The sequence below is a fragment of the Ehrlichia minasensis genome, assembly GCF_004181775.1.
GTDB classification, from domain to species: Bacteria; Pseudomonadota; Alphaproteobacteria; order Rickettsiales; family Anaplasmataceae; genus Ehrlichia; species Ehrlichia minasensis.
Window position 1 is genome coordinate 1 of the sequence record NZ_QOHL01000001.1, and the last position, 18,797, is coordinate 18,797.

Annotated in this window: 30 protein-coding genes; all 30 read left to right on the plus strand. The window is 30.5% G+C overall.

From position 1 onward, the window contains the following. The coding region (locus tag DRF75_RS00005; RefSeq protein ID WP_129992489.1) for an EF-Tu C-terminal domain-related protein at positions 1-77 on the plus strand (77 nt) is incomplete at its 5' end. Between the two features lie 7 nt (positions 78-84). Further along, positions 85-411: a 30S ribosomal protein S10 gene (gene rpsJ, locus DRF75_RS00010; protein WP_045171335.1), complete on the plus strand. Its 327-nt coding sequence runs from the start codon at positions 85-87 to the stop codon at positions 409-411. After that, entirely contained in the window at positions 404-1,099 is a 696-nt protein-coding gene (gene rplC / locus DRF75_RS00015) for a 50S ribosomal protein L3 (RefSeq protein ID WP_045171334.1), read from the plus strand. Before rpsJ ends, rplC begins: the two co-directional genes overlap by 8 nt. Positions 1,100-1,106: 7 nt before the next feature. After that, positions 1,107-1,724, plus strand: a complete 618-nt coding sequence (gene rplD / locus DRF75_RS00020; protein WP_045171333.1) for a 50S ribosomal protein L4 — start codon at positions 1,107-1,109, stop codon at positions 1,722-1,724. Further along, a complete protein-coding gene (locus tag DRF75_RS00025; RefSeq protein WP_045171332.1) occupies positions 1,721-2,011 on the plus strand; it encodes a 50S ribosomal protein L23 in 291 nt (96 codons plus the stop codon). Before rplD ends, DRF75_RS00025 begins: the two co-directional genes overlap by 4 nt. 7 nt (positions 2,012-2,018) lie before the next feature. After that, on the plus strand, positions 2,019-2,849 hold the full coding sequence (gene rplB, locus DRF75_RS00030; protein ID WP_045171331.1) for a 50S ribosomal protein L2: 831 nt from the start codon (positions 2,019-2,021) through the stop codon (positions 2,847-2,849). 3 nt (positions 2,850-2,852) lie between these two features. Continuing rightward, positions 2,853-3,134, plus strand: coding sequence for a 30S ribosomal protein S19 (gene rpsS, locus DRF75_RS00035; RefSeq protein ID WP_045171330.1), 282 nt, complete (start codon positions 2,853-2,855; stop codon positions 3,132-3,134). Between the two features lie 13 nt (positions 3,135-3,147). Then, positions 3,148-3,492, plus strand: coding sequence for a 50S ribosomal protein L22 (gene rplV / locus DRF75_RS00040; protein ID WP_045171329.1), 345 nt, complete (start codon positions 3,148-3,150; stop codon positions 3,490-3,492). A gap of 3 nt (positions 3,493-3,495) precedes the next feature. Then, positions 3,496-4,131 carry a 30S ribosomal protein S3 gene (rpsC, locus tag DRF75_RS00045; RefSeq protein ID WP_045171328.1) on the plus strand — a complete coding sequence of 212 codons (636 nt, stop codon included), beginning with the start codon at positions 3,496-3,498 and terminating at the stop codon, positions 4,129-4,131. A 16-nt stretch (positions 4,132-4,147) separates the two neighbouring features. Continuing rightward, positions 4,148-4,558: a 50S ribosomal protein L16 gene (rplP, locus tag DRF75_RS00050; protein WP_045171327.1), complete on the plus strand. Its 411-nt coding sequence runs from the start codon at positions 4,148-4,150 to the stop codon at positions 4,556-4,558. Between the two features lie 12 nt (positions 4,559-4,570). Then, positions 4,571-4,774, plus strand: coding sequence for a 50S ribosomal protein L29 (rpmC, locus tag DRF75_RS00055; RefSeq protein ID WP_045171326.1), 204 nt, complete (start codon positions 4,571-4,573; stop codon positions 4,772-4,774). Then, a complete protein-coding gene (gene rpsQ, locus DRF75_RS00060) occupies positions 4,743-4,994 on the plus strand; it encodes a 30S ribosomal protein S17 (protein ID WP_045171325.1) in 252 nt (83 codons plus the stop codon). The genes rpmC and rpsQ overlap by 32 nt, the downstream gene beginning before the upstream one ends. A gap of 13 nt (positions 4,995-5,007) precedes the next feature. Then, positions 5,008-5,367 (plus strand): 50S ribosomal protein L14, encoded by a 360-nt coding sequence (gene rplN, locus DRF75_RS00065; RefSeq protein WP_045171324.1) that lies wholly within the window; start codon positions 5,008-5,010, stop codon positions 5,365-5,367. Position 5,368: 1 nt separating this feature from the next. Then, a complete protein-coding gene (gene rplX, locus DRF75_RS00070; protein ID WP_045171323.1) occupies positions 5,369-5,698 on the plus strand; it encodes a 50S ribosomal protein L24 in 330 nt (109 codons plus the stop codon). A gap of 10 nt (positions 5,699-5,708) precedes the next feature. Beyond that, complete coding sequence (rplE, locus tag DRF75_RS00075; RefSeq protein WP_045171322.1) at positions 5,709-6,242, plus strand: 50S ribosomal protein L5; 534 nt, start codon at positions 5,709-5,711, stop codon at positions 6,240-6,242. 9 nt (positions 6,243-6,251) lie between these two features. Beyond that, the gene (gene rpsN, locus DRF75_RS00080; RefSeq protein ID WP_045171321.1) at positions 6,252-6,557 is read left to right on the plus strand and encodes a 30S ribosomal protein S14; all 306 of its coding nucleotides are present in this window, start codon (positions 6,252-6,254) and stop codon (positions 6,555-6,557) included. A 22-nt stretch (positions 6,558-6,579) separates the two neighbouring features. Further along, positions 6,580-6,978 carry a 30S ribosomal protein S8 gene (gene rpsH, locus DRF75_RS00085; protein ID WP_129992459.1) on the plus strand — a complete coding sequence of 133 codons (399 nt, stop codon included), beginning with the start codon at positions 6,580-6,582 and terminating at the stop codon, positions 6,976-6,978. 12 nt (positions 6,979-6,990) lie between these two features. Beyond that, positions 6,991-7,527, plus strand: coding sequence for a 50S ribosomal protein L6 (gene rplF, locus DRF75_RS00090; protein WP_129992460.1), 537 nt, complete (start codon positions 6,991-6,993; stop codon positions 7,525-7,527). Between the two features lie 15 nt (positions 7,528-7,542). After that, a complete protein-coding gene (locus tag DRF75_RS00095; protein WP_045171318.1) occupies positions 7,543-7,908 on the plus strand; it encodes a 50S ribosomal protein L18 in 366 nt (121 codons plus the stop codon). 17 nt (positions 7,909-7,925) lie between these two features. Continuing rightward, positions 7,926-8,450, plus strand: coding sequence for a 30S ribosomal protein S5 (gene rpsE / locus DRF75_RS00100; protein ID WP_045171317.1), 525 nt, complete (start codon positions 7,926-7,928; stop codon positions 8,448-8,450). A gap of 3 nt (positions 8,451-8,453) precedes the next feature. Continuing rightward, a complete protein-coding gene (gene rplO / locus DRF75_RS00105) occupies positions 8,454-8,924 on the plus strand; it encodes a 50S ribosomal protein L15 (RefSeq protein ID WP_045171316.1) in 471 nt (156 codons plus the stop codon). 39 nt (positions 8,925-8,963) lie between these two features. Next, positions 8,964-10,265: a preprotein translocase subunit SecY gene (gene secY / locus DRF75_RS00110; protein WP_129992490.1), complete on the plus strand. Its 1,302-nt coding sequence runs from the start codon at positions 8,964-8,966 to the stop codon at positions 10,263-10,265. After that, positions 10,250-10,915, plus strand: coding sequence for an adenylate kinase family protein (locus DRF75_RS00115; RefSeq protein ID WP_129992461.1), 666 nt, complete (start codon positions 10,250-10,252; stop codon positions 10,913-10,915). Before secY ends, DRF75_RS00115 begins: the two co-directional genes overlap by 16 nt. A 58-nt stretch (positions 10,916-10,973) precedes the next feature. Beyond that, a complete protein-coding gene (gene rpsM, locus DRF75_RS00120) occupies positions 10,974-11,345 on the plus strand; it encodes a 30S ribosomal protein S13 (RefSeq protein ID WP_045171342.1) in 372 nt (123 codons plus the stop codon). 11 nt (positions 11,346-11,356) lie between these two features. Further along, positions 11,357-11,737, plus strand: coding sequence for a 30S ribosomal protein S11 (gene rpsK / locus DRF75_RS00125; protein ID WP_045171313.1), 381 nt, complete (start codon positions 11,357-11,359; stop codon positions 11,735-11,737). A 77-nt stretch (positions 11,738-11,814) separates the two neighbouring features. Next, entirely contained in the window at positions 11,815-12,885 is a 1,071-nt protein-coding gene (locus DRF75_RS00130) for a DNA-directed RNA polymerase subunit alpha (RefSeq protein ID WP_410521727.1), read from the plus strand. Between the two features lie 9 nt (positions 12,886-12,894). Next, the gene (gene rplQ / locus DRF75_RS00135) at positions 12,895-13,293 is read left to right on the plus strand and encodes a 50S ribosomal protein L17 (protein ID WP_045171312.1); all 399 of its coding nucleotides are present in this window, start codon (positions 12,895-12,897) and stop codon (positions 13,291-13,293) included. 41 nt (positions 13,294-13,334) lie between these two features. Continuing rightward, positions 13,335-15,692, plus strand: a complete 2,358-nt coding sequence (pheT, locus tag DRF75_RS00140) for a phenylalanine--tRNA ligase subunit beta (RefSeq protein ID WP_129992462.1) — start codon at positions 13,335-13,337, stop codon at positions 15,690-15,692. Positions 15,693-15,828: 136 nt separating this feature from the next. Then, positions 15,829-15,981, plus strand: a complete 153-nt coding sequence (locus DRF75_RS05240; protein ID WP_410521728.1) for a ComEC/Rec2 family competence protein — start codon at positions 15,829-15,831, stop codon at positions 15,979-15,981. A 592-nt stretch (positions 15,982-16,573) separates the two neighbouring features. Then, positions 16,574-18,592 (plus strand): ComEC/Rec2 family competence protein, encoded by a 2,019-nt coding sequence (locus DRF75_RS00150; RefSeq protein ID WP_129992463.1) that lies wholly within the window; start codon positions 16,574-16,576, stop codon positions 18,590-18,592. Positions 18,593-18,797 lie beyond the last annotated feature (205 nt).

Here is an 18,797-nt window from a genome sequence, read left to right on the forward strand (position 1 = left end):
ATCAAGGATTGAGATTTGCAATTCGAGAAGGTGGTAGAACTGTAGGCTCAGGTATTATTACTGAAATTTTGGAGTAGGTATTTTATGGTCACGCAAAAAATATATATTGAGCTTAAAGCCTTTGATAGCTGTTTACTTGATAGATCTGCACGCAGTATTATTTTAACTGCTAAAAGAAGTGGTGCACGTGTTAATGGCCCAATTTTTTTTCCTCGTAAGATCATGAAGTTTATTGTTAACAGGTCTACTCATGTTGATAAGAAATCTAGGGAGCAATTTGAGATTAGAACACATAAGCGTTTGATTAGTTTACCGAGGGCTAATTCTACAATTATTCAAGCATTGATGAGTTTACAATTGCCTGCTGGAGTGGATGTAAAAGTTAAGGTAATTGGGGGCAACAATGGCTAAAAGAATAGGATTATTTCTAGAGAAAGTAGGTCATACTGCAATTTTTGATAATGAAGGAAGAAGAATACCAGTCACTTTGTTGCATTTGAGGGATTCTTTTATTGTATCTACAAAAACTAAAGACATCAATGGGTACAATGCAGTAGTATTAGGGGTAGAATCTTCTATTAATGTAAAAAAACCTCAATTAAAAATTTTGGAGAAAAGTAATGTTACTGCTAAGTGTAGAATATTTGAGTCCAGAGTTGATAGTTTAGATGGTGTAGTAAAAGGCGCTAAAGTTTCTATTACTCATTTTGTTGAGAATCAGTATGTTGATGTTACAGGATATTCTTTAGGAAAGGGTTTTGCTGGTGTTATGAAGCGACATAATTTTAAAGGATTGAAAGCATCTCATGGTGTTTCTATTGCGCATAGGTCTCAAGGTTCAACAGGTCAGTGTCAAGACCCTGGTAGGGTATACAAGGGTAAGAAAATGGCCGGTCATTTAGGAAACAGTAAAGTAACAGTACAAAATCTTAAGGTTATTTTAGTTGATCAAGAAAGATCTTTATTGGTTGTGAAAGGTAATAATATTCCTGGTGCTAAAGGTTCTTATGTTTTTGTGAAGGATGCTGTAAAAAAATCAGTTCCAAAAAATTCTTTTCCTGTGTGTACTGAAGATTTAAAGTTAGATAATATTGTATGAGATCAATATGGAAGTTAATATAATAAATGTAAATAGTGATAAAATTGGAACGATTGATTTGAATCCTTTGATATTTTCTGTAAATTATAGGCCAGACATATTGAAGATGGTGGTTAATTGGCAGTTATCAAAAAGACGTGCTGGAACACATAAAGCGAAAATTATAAGTGATATTTCTGGTACAACTGCTAAGCCTTATAGGCAAAAGCATACTGGTAAGGCAAGGCAAGGTAGTTTGCGTAGTCCACAGTTCAGGGGTGGTGCTGTTATTTTTGGTCCTGTAGTAAGAAATCATACTTATTCATTAAATAAAAAAGTCCGTAAGCTAGGCTTGAAAGTTGCTTTATCATTGAAGAATTCTTGTAATAAATTATTGATTTTAGATAGTATTGATGTTAATTTTGTGAAGACTACGCAAGTATTGCAGTTTATTAGAAATTTTGAGCATAAATCTTTTCTGATTATCGATAAGGATTATAATAAAAATGTAGTCTGCTCTTGTAGGAATTTGCATAATGTAACTTTATTAAAGCAGATTGGAACTAATGTTTTAGATATTTTAAGGCATGATTGCATAATTTTAACTGTTGGAGCTGTAAAGTATTTAGAAGAAAGGTTATTATGATTAATTATTTTAATGTTATACAGTCCTCTATTATTACAGAGAAAGCAGTATTATTGAATGAGAAGTTTAATAAGTATGCTATTTATGTGTCTGTTGATGCTAATAAACAAAAAATTAAAAAGGCTTTGAAATTGGTTTTTGATTTAGATGCCACTCATATTAATATCATAAATCAGAAAGGGAAAAAGAAGCATTTTAAAGGTATAGTTGGTCGTAGGAAAGATAGGAAAAAAGTTTATTTTTCTTTGCCAAAGGATCAAAATTTTAAATATATGGGAATGAAATAGAATAGAAATGGGTATTAAAAATTTAAATTCAGTAACAGCGTCTTTGCGTGGTACTGTATTGTTGGACAAATCAATGTTGTGGAAAGGTAAGCCAGAGAAGTCTTTAATTAGTTATAAAATTTCTTGTGGTGGTAGGAATTCTCGTGGTGTGATTACTGTACGCCATCGTGGTAGAGGTCATAAACGATTGTATAGAATTATTGATTTTAAAAGAAATAAGATTGGTGTTTCTGCTACTGTTGAAAGATTAGAATATGATCCAAATAGAACAGCATTTATTGCATTATTATCTTATGATGATGGCGAAAAGTCTTATATCATTGCGCCTAATGGGTTAAAAAAAGGGGATATTGTTATATCTGGTGAAGGGTCTGATATATTACCTGGAAATTGCCTTATGTTAAAATCTATTCCTGTTGGAACATTTGTGCATAATGTTGAGTTAAGACCCGGTAATGGTGGTGTGATAGCAAGATCTGCTGGAACTTATGCTCAGTTAATGAGTAAGGATGGTATGTACGTTTTATTGAGACTAAGTTCTGGTGAAATAAGGAAAGTATTGTCAGATTGTCGTGCTACTGTAGGTATAGTATCTAATTTGGATAATCAAAATGTAAAGTTAGGTAAGGCTGGTAGAAATAGATGGCTAGGTATTAGGCCTACTGTGCGTGGTGTGGCTATGAACCCTATAGATCATCCTCATGGTGGAGGTGAAGGTAAAACTTCTGGTGGTAGAAACCCTGTTACTCCGTGGGGTATATCAACAAAAGGTAAAAAGACTAGAAAGAGAAATAAGTCTAGTAATAAGTATATTAAACGTGTATCTGATAAAGGGTAGAATATGTCTAGATCTATTAAAAAGCCTCCTTTTTGTGCGCCACATGTTTTACGTCTAGTAAATAAAGCTGTAGCTCAGAATAAATTGAATTCTATTATCAATATTCACTCTAGATCTTCTGTTATCTTAAATAAGTTTATAGGTTTAACTTTTGGGGTTTATAATGGTAAAATTTATGTTCCTGTAAAAGTAAATGATAATATGGTTGGACGTAAGTTTGGTGAATTTTCTCCAACTCGTCGTTATACTGGGCATGTTGGTGATAAAAAGGTATCTAGGAAATAGGTTGGGTTAGGTTATGGGTAAAGTATTGGTAACAGCTAAAGGTATTGGATTAAGATCTACTCCTTCTAAATTAAATTTGGTTGCTGATTTGATTAGAGGGAAGGATGTATCTGTTGCTATGATGTATTTAAAATTTTGTAAAAAGAAATCTGCTAGCTATATCAGTAATGTTTTAAAATCGGCCATTGCTAATGCGCAAGCTAATTATAATGTTGATCTTGATAATCTTTATGTAAAAGAAGTTTTAGTTGGTAAATCTTTTTCTCTGCGTAGGGTTCATGCACGTGCACGAGGTAAAGCATGTAGAGTGCATAAGCATTATGGTAACGTTATCATAAAATTATTTGAGAGGATATAATTTATGGGTCAAAAGTGTAATCCTATTGGATTAAGGTTAAAAATAATTAATACTTGGGATTCTTTGTGGTATGCCAATAAGGATTATACTACAAAGCTACATGAAGATTTTTTATTACGTAAGTTTATAAAAAAGGCTTTCTATCATGCTGCAATTAGTAAAGTTGTCATAGCAAGGAAAGTAGATTTAATTATGGTTAATGTATATTCTGCTAAGCCTGGTGTAATTATAGGTAAAAAAGGTGCTGATATTGATAAGGTTAAGCAGCAAATTGTTAAAATGATAAATAATAATATTGAATTGAATATTATAGAAGTAAAGAAGCCTGAATTAAAAGCGGTTTTAATAGCGGAAAATATAGCACAACAATTAGAGAAAAGGATATCTTTTAGACGTGCAATGAAAAGAAGTGTACAAAACTGTTTAAAGATAGGTGCAAAGGGAATAAAAGTTAGTTGTGCTGGTAGATTAGGTGGAGCTGAAATTGCTAGAACTGAGTGGTATAAAGAAGGTAGTATCCCATTGCATACGTTTAGAGCTAATATAGATTATGGGTTTTCTGAGGCAAAGACAATTTATGGAATAATAGGTGTTAAAGTTTGGGTCTATCTTGGCGAAACAAAATCGAGTAATGAATAATTGGTGAGTGGAAATTATGTTTATACCTAAAAAAACTAAGTATAAAAAGTGTTTTAAAGGACGTATCAGTGGTAATGCAAAAGGTGGATATACTTTATCTTTTGGGTCTTATGGGTTGAAAGCTTTAGAGCCAGCTAGGTTAACTTCGAAACAAATCGAGTCTGCAAGAAGAAGTATTTCAAGAACTTTAAAACGTGTTGGTAAAGTGTGGATTAGAGCATTTTGTCATACTTCTGTTAGTAAGAAACCCATGGATGTTCGTATGGGGAAAGGTAAAGGAAGTGTTGAGATGTGGGTATGCAAGGTAAAACCTGGAAAGATCTTATTTGAGATAAGTGGTGTATCATTAAATTTAGCAAGGGAGGCATTAAATAAGGCTCAAGCTAAACTTCCAATGAAATGTAAGTTTATTAGTGATGAATTGTAAAGGTATTGAGCTATGGATATTGTTGATATAAGATCTAAGACTAGTGATGAATTGCGTGAATTGTTAGTGAGTTTAAGAAAAGAATTAGTTGATGCTGTATTAAATAAGAAAATAGATAAATCAGGTAACCATTTTTATTGTGTCAATATAAAAAAAGATATAGCTAGAGTATTAACAGTGTTGAATGAAAGGAAACAAGAGGAAAAGCATGTCTAATAAGAAAGTTTTAACAGGGGTTGTAGTTGCTGCAAAATGTGATAAAACTATTAAGGTAATGGTTTTTCGTATGGTAAGACATAAGATATATAACAAGATAGTAAAAAAGCGCAAGAGTTATGTGGTACATGATGAGTATAATAAGTATAAGTGTGGTGATGTTGTGAAGATACAGGAGCATATACCTATATCTGCTACTAAAAGGTGGATTGTAATTTAAAGGATGGGGTTTTATGATACAGAAAAATACTTTATTAGATGTTGCGGATAATTCTGGTGCGCGTAAGGTGTTGTGTATAGGGTTGTTAAATGGTAAGAAATCTGCTTCAGTTGGTGATGTTATTGTTGTTTCTACTAAAGTAATTACTCCACGAGGAAAAGTTAGCAAAGGAAAGGTTTATAAAGCAGTAGTTGTAAGAGTAAAAAAAGCAGTGCGTAGATTAGATGGAAGTATTATAAAATTTTCAAGTAATGCTGTTGTATTAATTAATGATCAAGGTGATCCATTAGGGACTCGTGTATTTGGTCCAATTAAAAAATTACCTTTTGGTCTTTTTTCTAAAGTTATGTCTTTAGCTGTAGAGGTATTGTAAAATGGGTATGAAGATTATTGTTGGTGATGATGTTATAGTAATCAGTGGCAAAGATAAAGGGAAGATGGGAAAAGTAATAAAGGTGTTGAGAAAAAAACACTGTGGTAAGGATGTTTCTTTTGCAGTAGTGTCAGGAGTAAATATATGCAAAAAGAGTGTTAAAGCAACTCAAAAAAATGATGGTGGTATTGTAAGTGTTGAAAAACCTATCAATCTTTCGAATATTGCATTATTTGACTCTACGCTCGGAATTCGAACAAGAGTGGGTTATAAATTTATTAATGAGAAGAAAGTACGTTTTATGAAGTCTTCTGGCAAAGTTATAGAGTAGGTTGTTTTTTATGTTAAAGGATTTATATAAAAGTCATATTGTGCCGTCTTTGAAAACTAAACTTGGATATAGTAATGTTATGCAAGTTCCTAAGATTGTAAAGGTTTGTTTAAATATGGGGCTTGGTGTAAGAGGGTCTGATAGTAAGGTTATGAATTCTTGTGTTCGTGATCTTGCATTGATAGCTGGTCAGAAGCCTGTAGCAACTTATGCAAAAAAGTCTATAGCTGGATTTAAAATACGTAAAGGATTCCCTATTGGATGTAAGGTGACTTTAAGAAATAATAAGATGTATGAATTTTTAGAGCGGCTTATTCATGTTGTTCTTCCTAGAGAACAGGATTTTAAAGGGTTGTCTGTTAGTCAATTTGATGGTTGTGGTAATTTATCGATTGGCATAAAAGAGCATATTTCATTCTTAGAAATAGATTATGATAAAATAGATAAAATATTGGGATTAGATATAAATATTGTAACAAATGCGATTAATAATAATGATGCTAAGTTATTATTGATGGAATTTGGTTTTCCGTTTATTAATTAAAGGGCGTGCATGTCAAGAAAATCTGTAATACAAAGGAATTTAAAACGTATATCTATTTGTAGTAGATTAAAAAGTAAAAGAGATGAACTAAAGGCTATAATTAAAGATCAATCTGTTTCTATGAATGATAGATTTTTAGCTCAAGTCAAGTTATCTAAGCTTCCTAGAGATTCATCTTATATTAGAATTAGAAATAGATGTTTAGTTACTGGAAGGCCTAGAGGCTGTTATAGGAAGTTTAAAGTTTCTCGTATTGTTTTACGTCAATTAGGTTCAATTGGTCAAATACCTGGATTGACTAAGTCTAGTTGGTAATATTGAAAGGAGGGTATTAGTAGTGTCTTTGTCAGATCCTATTGCTAATTTTTTAACAAGTATACGTAATGGACAATTAAGTATGAATAAGGTAATAGTAGTTTCTTATTCTTGTGTTATTCATGCTATACTACAAATTTTACTTTCAGAAGGATATATAGATGGATTTACTGAGCAATCAAAAAGCTCCAGTATAAAATTTTTTAAGGTAAAGCTTAAGTATTATAATGGTGCTCCTGTAATTAGTCAGATAGCTAGAATATCAAAGCCAGGTAAAAGATGTTATTGTTCAGCTAAAGATATGCCTAAATTTTATAATGGGTTAGGTTTATATATAATATCGACATCTAAAGGAATTATGTCAGATTATAATGCTCGTAAGGCTGGTGTTGGTGGAGAAATTTTATGTGGTGTTTTTTAGGAGATTAATTTAATGTCAAGAGTTGGCTCTATGCCTATAACGATTCCTAGTAATGTTCAGGTAGATTTGGTTGATAATCAACTTATCTTAAAGAATAGTGAGAATTCGTTAAAATTAGATTTGAATCATAATGTACTTTGTGATATTACTGATGGGAAGATAGTATTAAGTATTAATGATAAATCTATCAAGTCAAAGGTAATCTGGGGGACTTATAGAAGTATAATTAATAATTATGCTATAGGCTTATCTGAAGGTGTGGTAGTTGAACTTGAAGTTAACGGTGTTGGATATAAAGCTGAAGTTAATGGTGAGTATTTATCTCTATTTTTAGGCTTTAGTCATGGAATAAAATATAAAATACCTAAAGGTATTGTTATTCAATGTGTTAAGCCTACTCAAATATTAGTGAAAGGTTGTGATAAGCAAAAAGTATATATGGTAGCATCTGATATATGTTCAATTAGAAAGTATAATCCATATAAAGGTAAAGGTATCTCTATTAAAGGTAAGTATATTCATAGGAAAGAAGTTAACAAGAAAAAGTAAGTAGGGTGATTATTTATGGTATCTGATTGTATTACTAGATTTGAAAGACGTAAGAAGCGTGTTAGGTTAAAATTAAGAAGGAATTCGTCTTTATTGAGGTTGTCTATTTTTAAGTCAAACAGACATTTTTATGTACAATTAATAGATGATAAATGTGGGAGAACATTTGCTTCAGCATCTACTTTAGAGAGTGAGGTTATTGCGCTAACTAATAGAAAAGTTAATAGTAGTGCTGTAAAAATTATTGCAAAATTGATGTCTGATAGATTGAATAAGTTAGATAATTGCAAAAAATTTGTTTTCGATAGAGGGCCTTATAAGTATATGGGAATAGTTTCTGAATTTGCGGATGAGTTGCGGAATTATGGTTTTGAAATTTAATATGTAGGTTTGATAATATGGATGTTGTAAAGAAATCACGAAATGTTCATGGTGCTAATGATTTTTCTGAGTTAATAGTTTCTGTCAGAAGAGTTGCGAAAGTTGTAAAAGGTGGTAGAAGATTTTCTTTTTCAGTGTTAGTGGTTATAGGTGATGAAAAAGGTAAAGTTGGTTGTGGTATAGGGAAACATCTTGAAGTATCTGAAGCTAAGGTTAAAGCTGTTAATGCTGCTAAAAAAAATATGATAAGAGTACATTTACGTGAGTCAAGAACTTTACATCATGATGTGAAAGCTAAATTTTGTGCAAGTAAAGTGATGTTAAGATCAGCCAAAATGGGTACAGGTATTATAGCTGGTGGTTCTATACGTTTAATTTTTGAGGTTTTAGGAGTGCAAGATGTTGTAGCAAAATCTATAGGCTCTTCAAATCCACATAACGTTGTGTATGCTGTTTTTGCTGCTTTTAAGAAAATGCTGTCGCCAAAGCAGGTAGCTAATAAAAGAAGTAAGAAGATAGGTGATATTATTGAAAATAGGTAATTTATGGATGCTGTTGTAAAATTAAATAATATATTTAGCGGATTACCTAAAAAGAAAAAAACTAAGGTATTAGGTAGAGGTATAGGGTGCGGAAAGGGTAAAACTTCTGGTCGTGGTCATAAGGGGCAAAGAGCAAGATCTGGAGTTTCTATCAATGGTTTTGAAGGTGGACAACAACCTATATTTACTAGACTTCCTAAGAGGGGTTTTAACTCTCTATTTAAGAGTAAGTATTCTATAATCAATTTATCTACGATTCAAAGATTAATTGATAGTAAAAAGATTGAAAATGGTTCTGCTATTACAAAAGAAGTATTGTTTAATTTAGGTGTGATTTTTTCTATTAAAGAGAAAGTAAAAATTCTTGGTGATGGCAAATTGAATACTTCAGTAGCTATTGAATATGATTTTATTTCAAAGTCAGCAGGTTCACAAGTTACTTTATTAAGTAGTGTATCGGAAAATAAAGTGTAATGTTTAGTTTCATAGTTAAGTAATCTTATGTCACAAAAAATGGATTTGCTATCTTGGAATAAGGATAATTTATTGTGTAAGCTTTGGTTTACTTTATTATGTCTTATTGTGTATCGTTTGGGTACTTATATACCTATTCCTGGTGTAAATCCAGATATCATAGATGCAGTTGTTAGTAAGCATTCAGTAGGTGTACTAGGGATTTTTAATGTATTTTCTGGTGGTGCTTTAGGTAGAATGACAGTTTTTGCCTTAAATGTTATGCCATACATAGTATCTTCTATAATTATTCAGCTATTATCAGTTACTGTTCCAAGATTAAATGAACTTAGGCAGAATGGTGAATTAGGTAGAATTAAAATTAATAGTTATATAAGGTATATGACTATTTTTTTCTGTGTGGTGCAAGGTTCTGTTATTTTGCTTGGATTAGAAAAAATGAATACAGAAAATAGTATTGTAGTAATTGATCCTGGTTTGTTATTTCGTGTAGTAGGTATTAGTAGCTTGTTAGGTGGTACAATGTTTTTATTATGGTTAGGTGAAAGAATTAATAAAAACGGTATAGGTAATGGTGTATCTATGATTATATTTACAGGTATCATAGCTGAGTTGCCTGGATCTTTTTCTTCTATGTTTTTGTTAGGAAGAAATGGTAATGTCCCAATATTTGTAATCTTATTGATGGTTTTAATATTTTTTGCGTTATTGTTATTAATTATTTTTGTCGAGAAATCTTACAGAAAGATATTAGTACAGTATCCAAAAAGACAAATTAAGAATAAATTATATGGAAGCAGTTCTAGTTATATTCCATTGAAAATTAACATTTCTGGTGTAATACCACCTATTTTTGCGAATGCTTTATTATTATCTCCTATTACTGTGGCGAATTTTCATCAAGGTGGTTCTCCGTGGTCTGATTTTATATTAATGTACTTTTCTTCTGGTAAATTGCTATACATAGTGTGTTATGCATTGTTAATAGTCTTTTTTGCATTTTTTTATACGGCTTTTGTTTTTGATGCAAAGGAAACATCAGAAATATTAAAAAAAAATGGAGGTTTTGTTCCTGGAAAAAGGCCAGGGAATGGTACATGTGAGTACTTTAATTATGTAATTAAGAGATTAACCGTTTTAGGGTCAATTTATTTAACAATTATTTGTATAATTCCTGAATTAATAAGATATAATTATTCTGTTTCTTTTACTTTAGGTGGTACTAGCTTTTTAATAATAGTGAATGTAATAATTGATACATTTTCTCAGGTGCAAACACATTTATACTCTAGTAGATACAATACTTTAATTAGAAAATCTGAGCTATGGAAAATAAAATAAATATATTAATTTTTGGTCCTCCTGGCTCTGGAAAAGGTACACAGTGCCATATTTTATCAGAAACCTATAGTAATATTTCTATAATTTCAACAGGTGATTTATTAAGGAATGAGGCAAAACTGAATACTGATGATGGTAGAAGAATTAAGAAAATTATAGAATCTGGTGGTTTAGTAGATGATGACTTAGTATGTAAAATGTTTTCTAAATCTATTAGTAAAGTAAAGAATGGATTTTTATTAGATGGTTTTCCAAGAAATTTAAGTCAGGCAGAGTTTTTAACAAAAATTTTGGCAGAATACAGCAGTCAGGTTGATATAGTAATACAGTTGCAGCTAGATTTAGAAGTGATCAAGAGTAGATTATCTAGCCGTATTTTATGTAAGAGTTGTGGACAGGTTTCAAATTTAAGTTTTTTTGATAAAAAAATTGATGAAATTACTTGTAGTTTTTGTAACAGTAATAAATTGGATTATCGCTATGATGATAAACTGGAAGTTATTGTGAGAAGAGTAGATAAATATAATGAAGAAATTAAAAAGTTAGAAAATTATTATTGTGATAAGATTGTGTGCATTGATGCAGGAAAGTCAATAGAAGAAGTTGCTTGTGATATAAAAGAAAAAATAGCACCTTTAATTATTGGTTGACGTTAGTCTGCATATTTGCTATATTACAAAGCATTTATTATCTTGTGGAGGGAAGTTAGTGGCACGTATAGCTGGAGTAAATATTCCTACAAATAAGCGTGTAGTTATTGCTTTAACTTATATATATGGTATTGGTCTTTCTTTAGCTAATAGAATCTGTGAAGGTTGTAATATTGATCATAATGTTCGCGTTGTAAATTTAAGTGATGATGAAATTATTAGAATTAGGAATTTTATTAGAGAAAATTATATAGTAGAAGGTGATTTGAGAAAAGAAGTTAGCATGAATATCAAATTTTTGACTGATATAGGGTGTTATAGAGGGTTAAGGCATAGAAAGGGGTTACCTGTTCGTGGTCAAAGGACTCATACTAATGCTAAAACTCGTAAAGGTAGATCAAAATTACCAGTTGCTGCTAAGAAGAAATAACAAGGTATATTATGAGTATAGTGTATAAAAAGAAAAAGAGAAATGTGGTAGTTGGGGTAGTATACATTCATGCTACCTATAATAATATTATTGTAACAGTTACAGATCAGCAAGGCCATTCGTTAATATGTACTTCTGCTGGCGCATGTGGCTTTAAAGGATCTAAAAAAGCAACTCCTTATGCAGCACAGGAAACAGCGAGTTATGCTGTTAAGACAGTTGTTGAACAAAATGGGATGAAAACAGTGTCTATTAAGGTTTCTGGTCCTGGTGCAGGTAGAGAAGCAGCTATAAGAGCTGTTCAAGCTTGCAATTTAAATGTTACTTCTATTAAAGATACTACAAAGCTTCCGCACAATGGATGTAAACTTCCAGGAAGACGTAGAGTTTAAGTGTATTTATTAGTATGTGAGGTTCTGTTGTGATTTTCGATGAGGATTCTAATTCTGTTACTCAAGATTCGGGTTATATGACAGTAGGGAATGCGTATTCTAACGCAGTGGGTTATATATCGATGAGTGATCATTGGAGTAAGTTAACTAAACCTTCTTCTATTAGAGTAGAGTCTAATGGTGCTTCTCCAAATAAAGCGGATTTAATTATTGAACCTCTTGAAAGTGGTTTTGCTTTAACTTTAGGTAATGCTTTAAGAAGAGTAATGATGTCTTCTTTACGTGGTTTTGCTGTTTATGGTGTTGAAATAGAGAATGTTTTGCATGAATTTACTTCAATTTCTGGAGTGAGGGAAGATGTTACAGATATTCTGTTAAATATTAGTATGATGAGGGTAAAGCTTTCTGGTCTAAATAATAAGGTTTTGTCTCTTATGGTTAAAGGACCATGTGAAGTAAGATCTGGCATGATACCTGATACTGATGATTGTGTAATACTCAACAAAGATTTATTAATTTGTACGTTAGATCAGGATGTAGATTTCAATATAAAAATGTATGTTAATTCTGGGAAAGGTTATGTTTCTGCTGTAAAACGTAAGTCAGTTGGCAAGCTTAGTGATGTGCCAGTAAATTTTATTGCTACTAATGCTCTTTACAGTCCTATTAAAAAGGCATCTTTTAAAGTTGAAAGTAGCCGTATTGGTCAGTTTACAGACTATGATAGGTTAGTATTATCAGTGGAAACTGATGGATCTATTTTACCTGATGAAGCTGTAGCATTAGCTGCAAGGATTTTACAAGATCAATTTCAACCATTTATTAACTTTGATGAAACTGATGAGCCTCATAAGAAAATTGATACTAAAGATTCATTACCATATGATTCTAATTTATTACGTAAAGTTGATGAGTTAGAACTTTCAGTCAGGTCTTATAATTGTTTGAAGAATGATAATATTACTTATATAGGTGATTTAGTTCAAAAAACTGAATCTGATATGTTGAGAACTCCAAATTTTGGTAGAAAGTCGCTTAATGAGATTAATGAGCTGTTAGCAAGTATGAATCTGCATTTAGGTATGAAGATTGCAAATTGGCCTCCTGAATCCATTGAGAGTTTAAGTAAACAATATAGTGAAGAATGAGGTTATATTATGAGGCATCGTGTTGCTCATAGAAAGTTTTCTCGTACTAGTGCTCACAGAATGGCTATGCTTTTAAATTTGTGTATATCTTTAATTAAGCACGAGAGAATATCTACGACTCTACCTAAAGCTAAAGAGGTACGTCCTTATGTAGAGAAATTGATTACTATTGGTAAAGTATATCATAAGAAGAATTTAGTTTATGGGAAAAGATTACTAATTTCTAAAGTTAAGAATTCTGATGCTGCTGATAAATTAATTGATGTATTGTCAGTGCGTTATAAGAGTAGGAATGGTGGGTATACTAGAATTATAAAGAATGGTTTTCGTAAAGGTGATAGTGCACCTATGGCGATAATAGAGCTTGTTGATAGACAAGTAGTAACTGTTGAAAATAATGGTTCTTAGTTCTATATTTCATACTCATGTTTTTTATATAAAGTGATTTTATGAAATTTACATTTTCTTGGTTAAGGAGTTATCTTGATACAGATGTGTCTTTAGATATGATAATCAAGAAGCTTAGTAGTATTGGTATAGAAGTAAATAATGTAGATTATTGTGAACATTTAAAAACTTTTGTAATTGCTGAGGTATTAGAAGTAAGTCCTCATCATTCAGCTAACAAATTGAAGGTTTGTAAAGTATCTGATGGAAAGCAAATTCTCCAAATTGTGTGTGGTGCTTCTAATGTAAGAGCTGGTATGAGATCAGTCTTAGCGTGTGTTGGTAGTGTAATGCCAACAAATCAATCTGTCATTGAAGTAGTAAAATTACGTGGTGTTGAAAGTTATGGTATGTTATGCTCTAAGTATGAACTAGGGATAATCGATCATGATAGTTCTAGTAATGGAATAATTGAATTGCCTGACACTTATAATGTGGGAGATACTTTTTTTCCTTGTGATCCAGTGATAGAAGTTAGCATTACTCCAAATCGTGGTGATTGTTTGGGTGTATATGGTATAGCTCGTGATTTAGCTGCAGCAGGTGTAGGGAAATTAAAAGATGTAGATCAGTTTGTTAATCATTCTAATTGTTCTTCACCAATTGAAATTTCTTTACAAACTGATGGAATAGTTAAGGGTAGATATATTAAAGGTATAAGAAATTGTGCAAGCCCAAGATGGTTAAGAGATTGTCTTTTTGCATGTGGCATCAACTCAATTTCATTTGTTGTAGATATAACAAACTATATAATGTTGTCTTTTAATAGACCACTTCACGTGTATGATGCAAGTAAAATAACAAATAAGTTGACTTTTAAAAATGCTGATAATCAAACAGAATTTTATGCGCTTAATGATAAGAAGTATATTTTAGGTACAGAAAATATTGTTGCTGTTGATTTGGGAAATAATATTCACAGTGTTGCTGGAGTGATAGGCTCAAAGTTAAGCAGCTGCTTATTAGATACAGAAGATATTTTTTTAGAATCTGCATGGTTTGCTCCTATAGATATTGCATTATCTTCGAAAAAAATTAAGTTATCTACTGATTCTAGTTATCGTTTTGAAAGGTTTGTTGATCCTAGATTCTTGCAAACTGGTCTAGATTTGGCTACGAAAATGATATTAGAATATTGTGGTGGAACACCTTTTGATGTTGTGTCTGATGAAGTTCATGTAATTGATGATATTGAATTGTCTTTTTTGCCAGAATCTGTAAGAAGTATAGGGAATGTTGATATTTCAGAAAAAGAAATTTCTAATTTTTTAATTAAACTTGGCTTTGTTGTAGATAGCAGTAATGAATGTGTATGGAATATCACTGTGCCTTCGTGGAGATCTGATATTAAGCACTCTTCAGATATTGTAGAAGAAGTGCTTAGGTTATATGGGTATGATAAGATATGTGAAGAACCTATACCTATTTCTCATGTTGATATTTCTGATGATTATCATGATAGATTAAAGGCAGTGTTGTTATCTGAAGGATTAATGGAAGTGATTACTTGGTCATTTACGAATATGGTGTTTGCTGAAAAGTTAGGTTATAGTTCAGAGTTACTACTGATAGATAATCCTATTAGTGATAAATTGAATTCAATGCGTCCTAGTCTTTTATTAAATTTGATACAGGTTGTATATGAAAATCAGGCATACGGAAGTAGTGAAATAGCTATTTTTGAAATAGGTCAGATTTATGGTGTTGATAATATATGTGGTAGCAACAGTAATGTAGTTTGTGGTGTAAGGTATGGGAATAATTTACCACGTAATCTTTATAAATGTGATAGGCCTGTTGATGTTTTTGATGTTAAATCTGATGTTATTAGTATATTACAAGAATTAAATATTGAATCTCATTCTATAGAATTAAAGAAATCTGATAAGTCGTATCTTCATCCTGTGCGATCTGCAGATGTATACTTTAAAGATATTTGTCTAGGATATTTTGGTGAATTGCATCCTGATATTGTAAATTTATACGAAATAAAGCGTCCTATAGTTTGTTTTGAAGTATTTTTATACAAAATTCCTAAAATAGATGTAGCACATAAAAAATTTAAGGAATCATGTTATCAGTCTGTAAAGCGTGATTTTGCTTTTTTGATTGATAAAAATATAAGTATACAGCATTTGATAGATGTAACTAAGAACAGTAATATTGCGTTGATAGATAATGTTACAGTTTTTGATTTGTATCAAGGAAGTAGTATTGGTGATAATAAATTATCAGTTGGATTATCAGTGACTTTTAACCCTGTTGATCATACATTAAATGATCAAGAAATAAAGGATGCTTCTGATTTAATAATTAATGCTGTAGCTAAAGAACTTGGTGGGATTTTGAGGTCTTTTTAGTTATAGTAGTATTATTGTAGTATATAAGGTTATTATTGATCTTTAAAATTTACTGATAATATATTTACTTACTATAATTTTAAGATCCATAGAATCATGTTTTTAAAATTATTATGCTAAATTTATTAGTGTTTTAATAGATAGAAATCGTGATAGTTTTTGTTCTATAGTGATTGTTTTATTTGTCATATTATTATTGAATCCTGAATTATTGCTAAATCCAAGTTTTCAAGTTTCATTGTTACTGTGCTTGTTTTTATTGCTAGTTATAACGTTTGTTTTAAATTAGTAATGGTAAATAACGTACTGCGGTATTATTTGTTGATAGTTTTTGAAACTATTTTATAAAATGACCTAGTTTTATACAGTTTATGTGTTTTTAAATCACTATTGATTACACATCAAATATTAATAGATAAAATATTAATCTAATAAATTTTTATATGGAAACTTAGCTGGGAAACTTTTGAGTTCCTATATGTATTATTTTTTTAGTGTAGCATGTAATGTTATTGTTAATGTTTGAAATTTACTTATAATAGGTTTACTTATTATAATTTTAAAGCCCGTAACATACTATTTAAAAGATCATTATTGATCAATTAATTATTGTGATAGCAGATTATGGGATGCTAGTATATAGTAATCTTATATGTTATTGTAAAGTATTTTCTGAATATCTTTTTGTCAGTGAGTCAATACGTAGAAAGATTTTACTACAATAGAATTTGTTATGATGAACTATAAAGCTAATTTAAGTTAAAAAATTAATATTTATTTTTTAAAATACAATGTTTCTTGTGGGATATGTAATAAACCTTAGGTGATTTATAAAAAATATAATATTAATATCTTAAATATTATTAATTTATGTACCACTAGTGAGTATCATTATCAACAAGATAACGTCATTGTTATACAAAAGTTTCAATGATAATAAAAATGTTCTGATAATTTGGATACCAGTATTACAAGGAATTGGCATAATATTCTACTTTTCTTTAGATAATGAGCCACAAGGTGGAGTATTAATATGCATTGTTGTCTTATTGTTTGTTAGTTTAATTTTTATTTGTTTAAAAAGATGTAGTTTTTTATTTTTATCTATTTTTTTTATCTTATTAGGTTTTGTTAGTGTGCAAATAAAAGCTCATTATTTTGTTAGCGTGCCATTGCAGTATCAAGTGTATCTAAAGGATGTTGTTGCTACAATTAAGGAAATTAACGCTAAACAGTCGTATAGAAGGTTAATTGTTTGTGATGTAAAAAACAGTAAATATAATATAAAGTGCATTAGGTTGATAGTTCGTACTAAACTAGATAGTAATGTGACAATAGGTGATAGTGTAAAATTTTCTGCTGTGGTTTATCCTCCATCAATGGCTGTATCACAATTTTCTTATGATTTTTCTCTTGTATCATATTTTAAAAATGTAAGTGCAGTAGGTTTTGCAGTTAGTGATGTGTCTTTGTTTGAAAAGAAGAACAGTAGAAAAATTACAGAATATATAGAATTTGTCAGGTTTAATATATATAAGATATTTCTACGAAACTTAACAGAAGATAGTGCTAATATATTGAGTGCATTGTTAATCGGAAAAAAAGAAGGGATTAGTAATGATATAATGGAAGCAATTAGAAATACTGGAATAGCTCATCTTTTTGCTATTTCTGGATTGCATTTATCTTTTATTGCGGGTTTGTTTTTTGTTTTATCAAGAAATTTGTTAGTACTATGTGAAAGGCTTGCTGAAAGTTGTAATATAAAAAAAATTTCTGCTATAATAGCGATCGTAATAAGTCTTATTTACTTATTAATTGCTGGAGTTCCGGTTTCAGCTCAACGCGCTTTTATCATGGTAAGTTGCATATTTGTTGGTGTTTTAATAGATAGAAGTCATGATAGTTTTTGTTCTATAGCAATTGCTTCATTTATTATATTATTATTTAGTCCTGAATCATTACTGAGCCCAAGTTTTCAAATGTCATTTGCTGCTGTGCTTGCTCTTATTGCTAGTCGTAATATTTTTTTTAGATTAGTAGTGATAAATAATATACTACAGTATTTTTTATCAATTATTTTGAGTTCCTTGATTGCAGGTTTAGCTACACTTCCTTATGTGATATACCATTTTAACTATTTTTCTATTGCAGGAGTTTTTGCTAATTTGCTTGCAATACCAGTTACAACATTTTTGATAATGCCATTAGGGTTACTTTATATAATACTAGGTGTTGTTAATTTAGAGTACTGTGTTTCATGGATGGTGGAAAGTGCAGTTGGGTTACTTATGTATATAGTTCAGTACATCTCAGGAATGAAGAAGTTAGTACTGTTGTTTCATGCTTTTTCTTCAATATCCATATTAATTGTTACTTTTGGGTTTTTGTTTTTGTGCTTGTGGAAAGGAAATCTGAGATTTTGTGGATTAATGCTGATTGCGTGTGGGTTTTTTATTGGTCTTAACTATGTGACTCCTGATATTATGATAAATCAGCATAATATTGTGGTTAAGGAGTTGGATGGTAAATTATATGCAACTAATCAAAAGGCTCATTTGACAAATTTTATAAACTTAACATGGGCAAAACAAAATGGTCAAAATGAAATGTTAAGGCATCCTCTTAGAGATAATCAATACTTATCTTGTAAGAAAGATGAGGGATGTATATATAGCAAATTTGGTAAAAAGATTTTGATAGCTTATAATGCTAATTATATATTGCACAATTGTATTGGTGTGGACTTAATTATACAAGGGAAGAAGTTTGTATATCCAAATGAATGTATGATTCAACATATTAATTATAATGATATAAGAAGGTCATATGTTGTTTGGGTGACAAAAGATAATGTAAAAGTTAATGAAATATCTGGTAACAGAATATGGCATGTGTAGTATAAATTCTAGTTAATCTTACATTTGATCATATTAGTATTAGGAAAATTATACGTTATTTTTATATGCAAACAAGTGGTATAAAAATTGTCTGGTGCAGTATATAGAAATGTAGTTTGATGAACTTTAGTTACTTTTACGTTTTAATCATAATAGTATGAGGAAAGTTATATGTTATTTTGGATGCAGCAGTAATATAAAAACT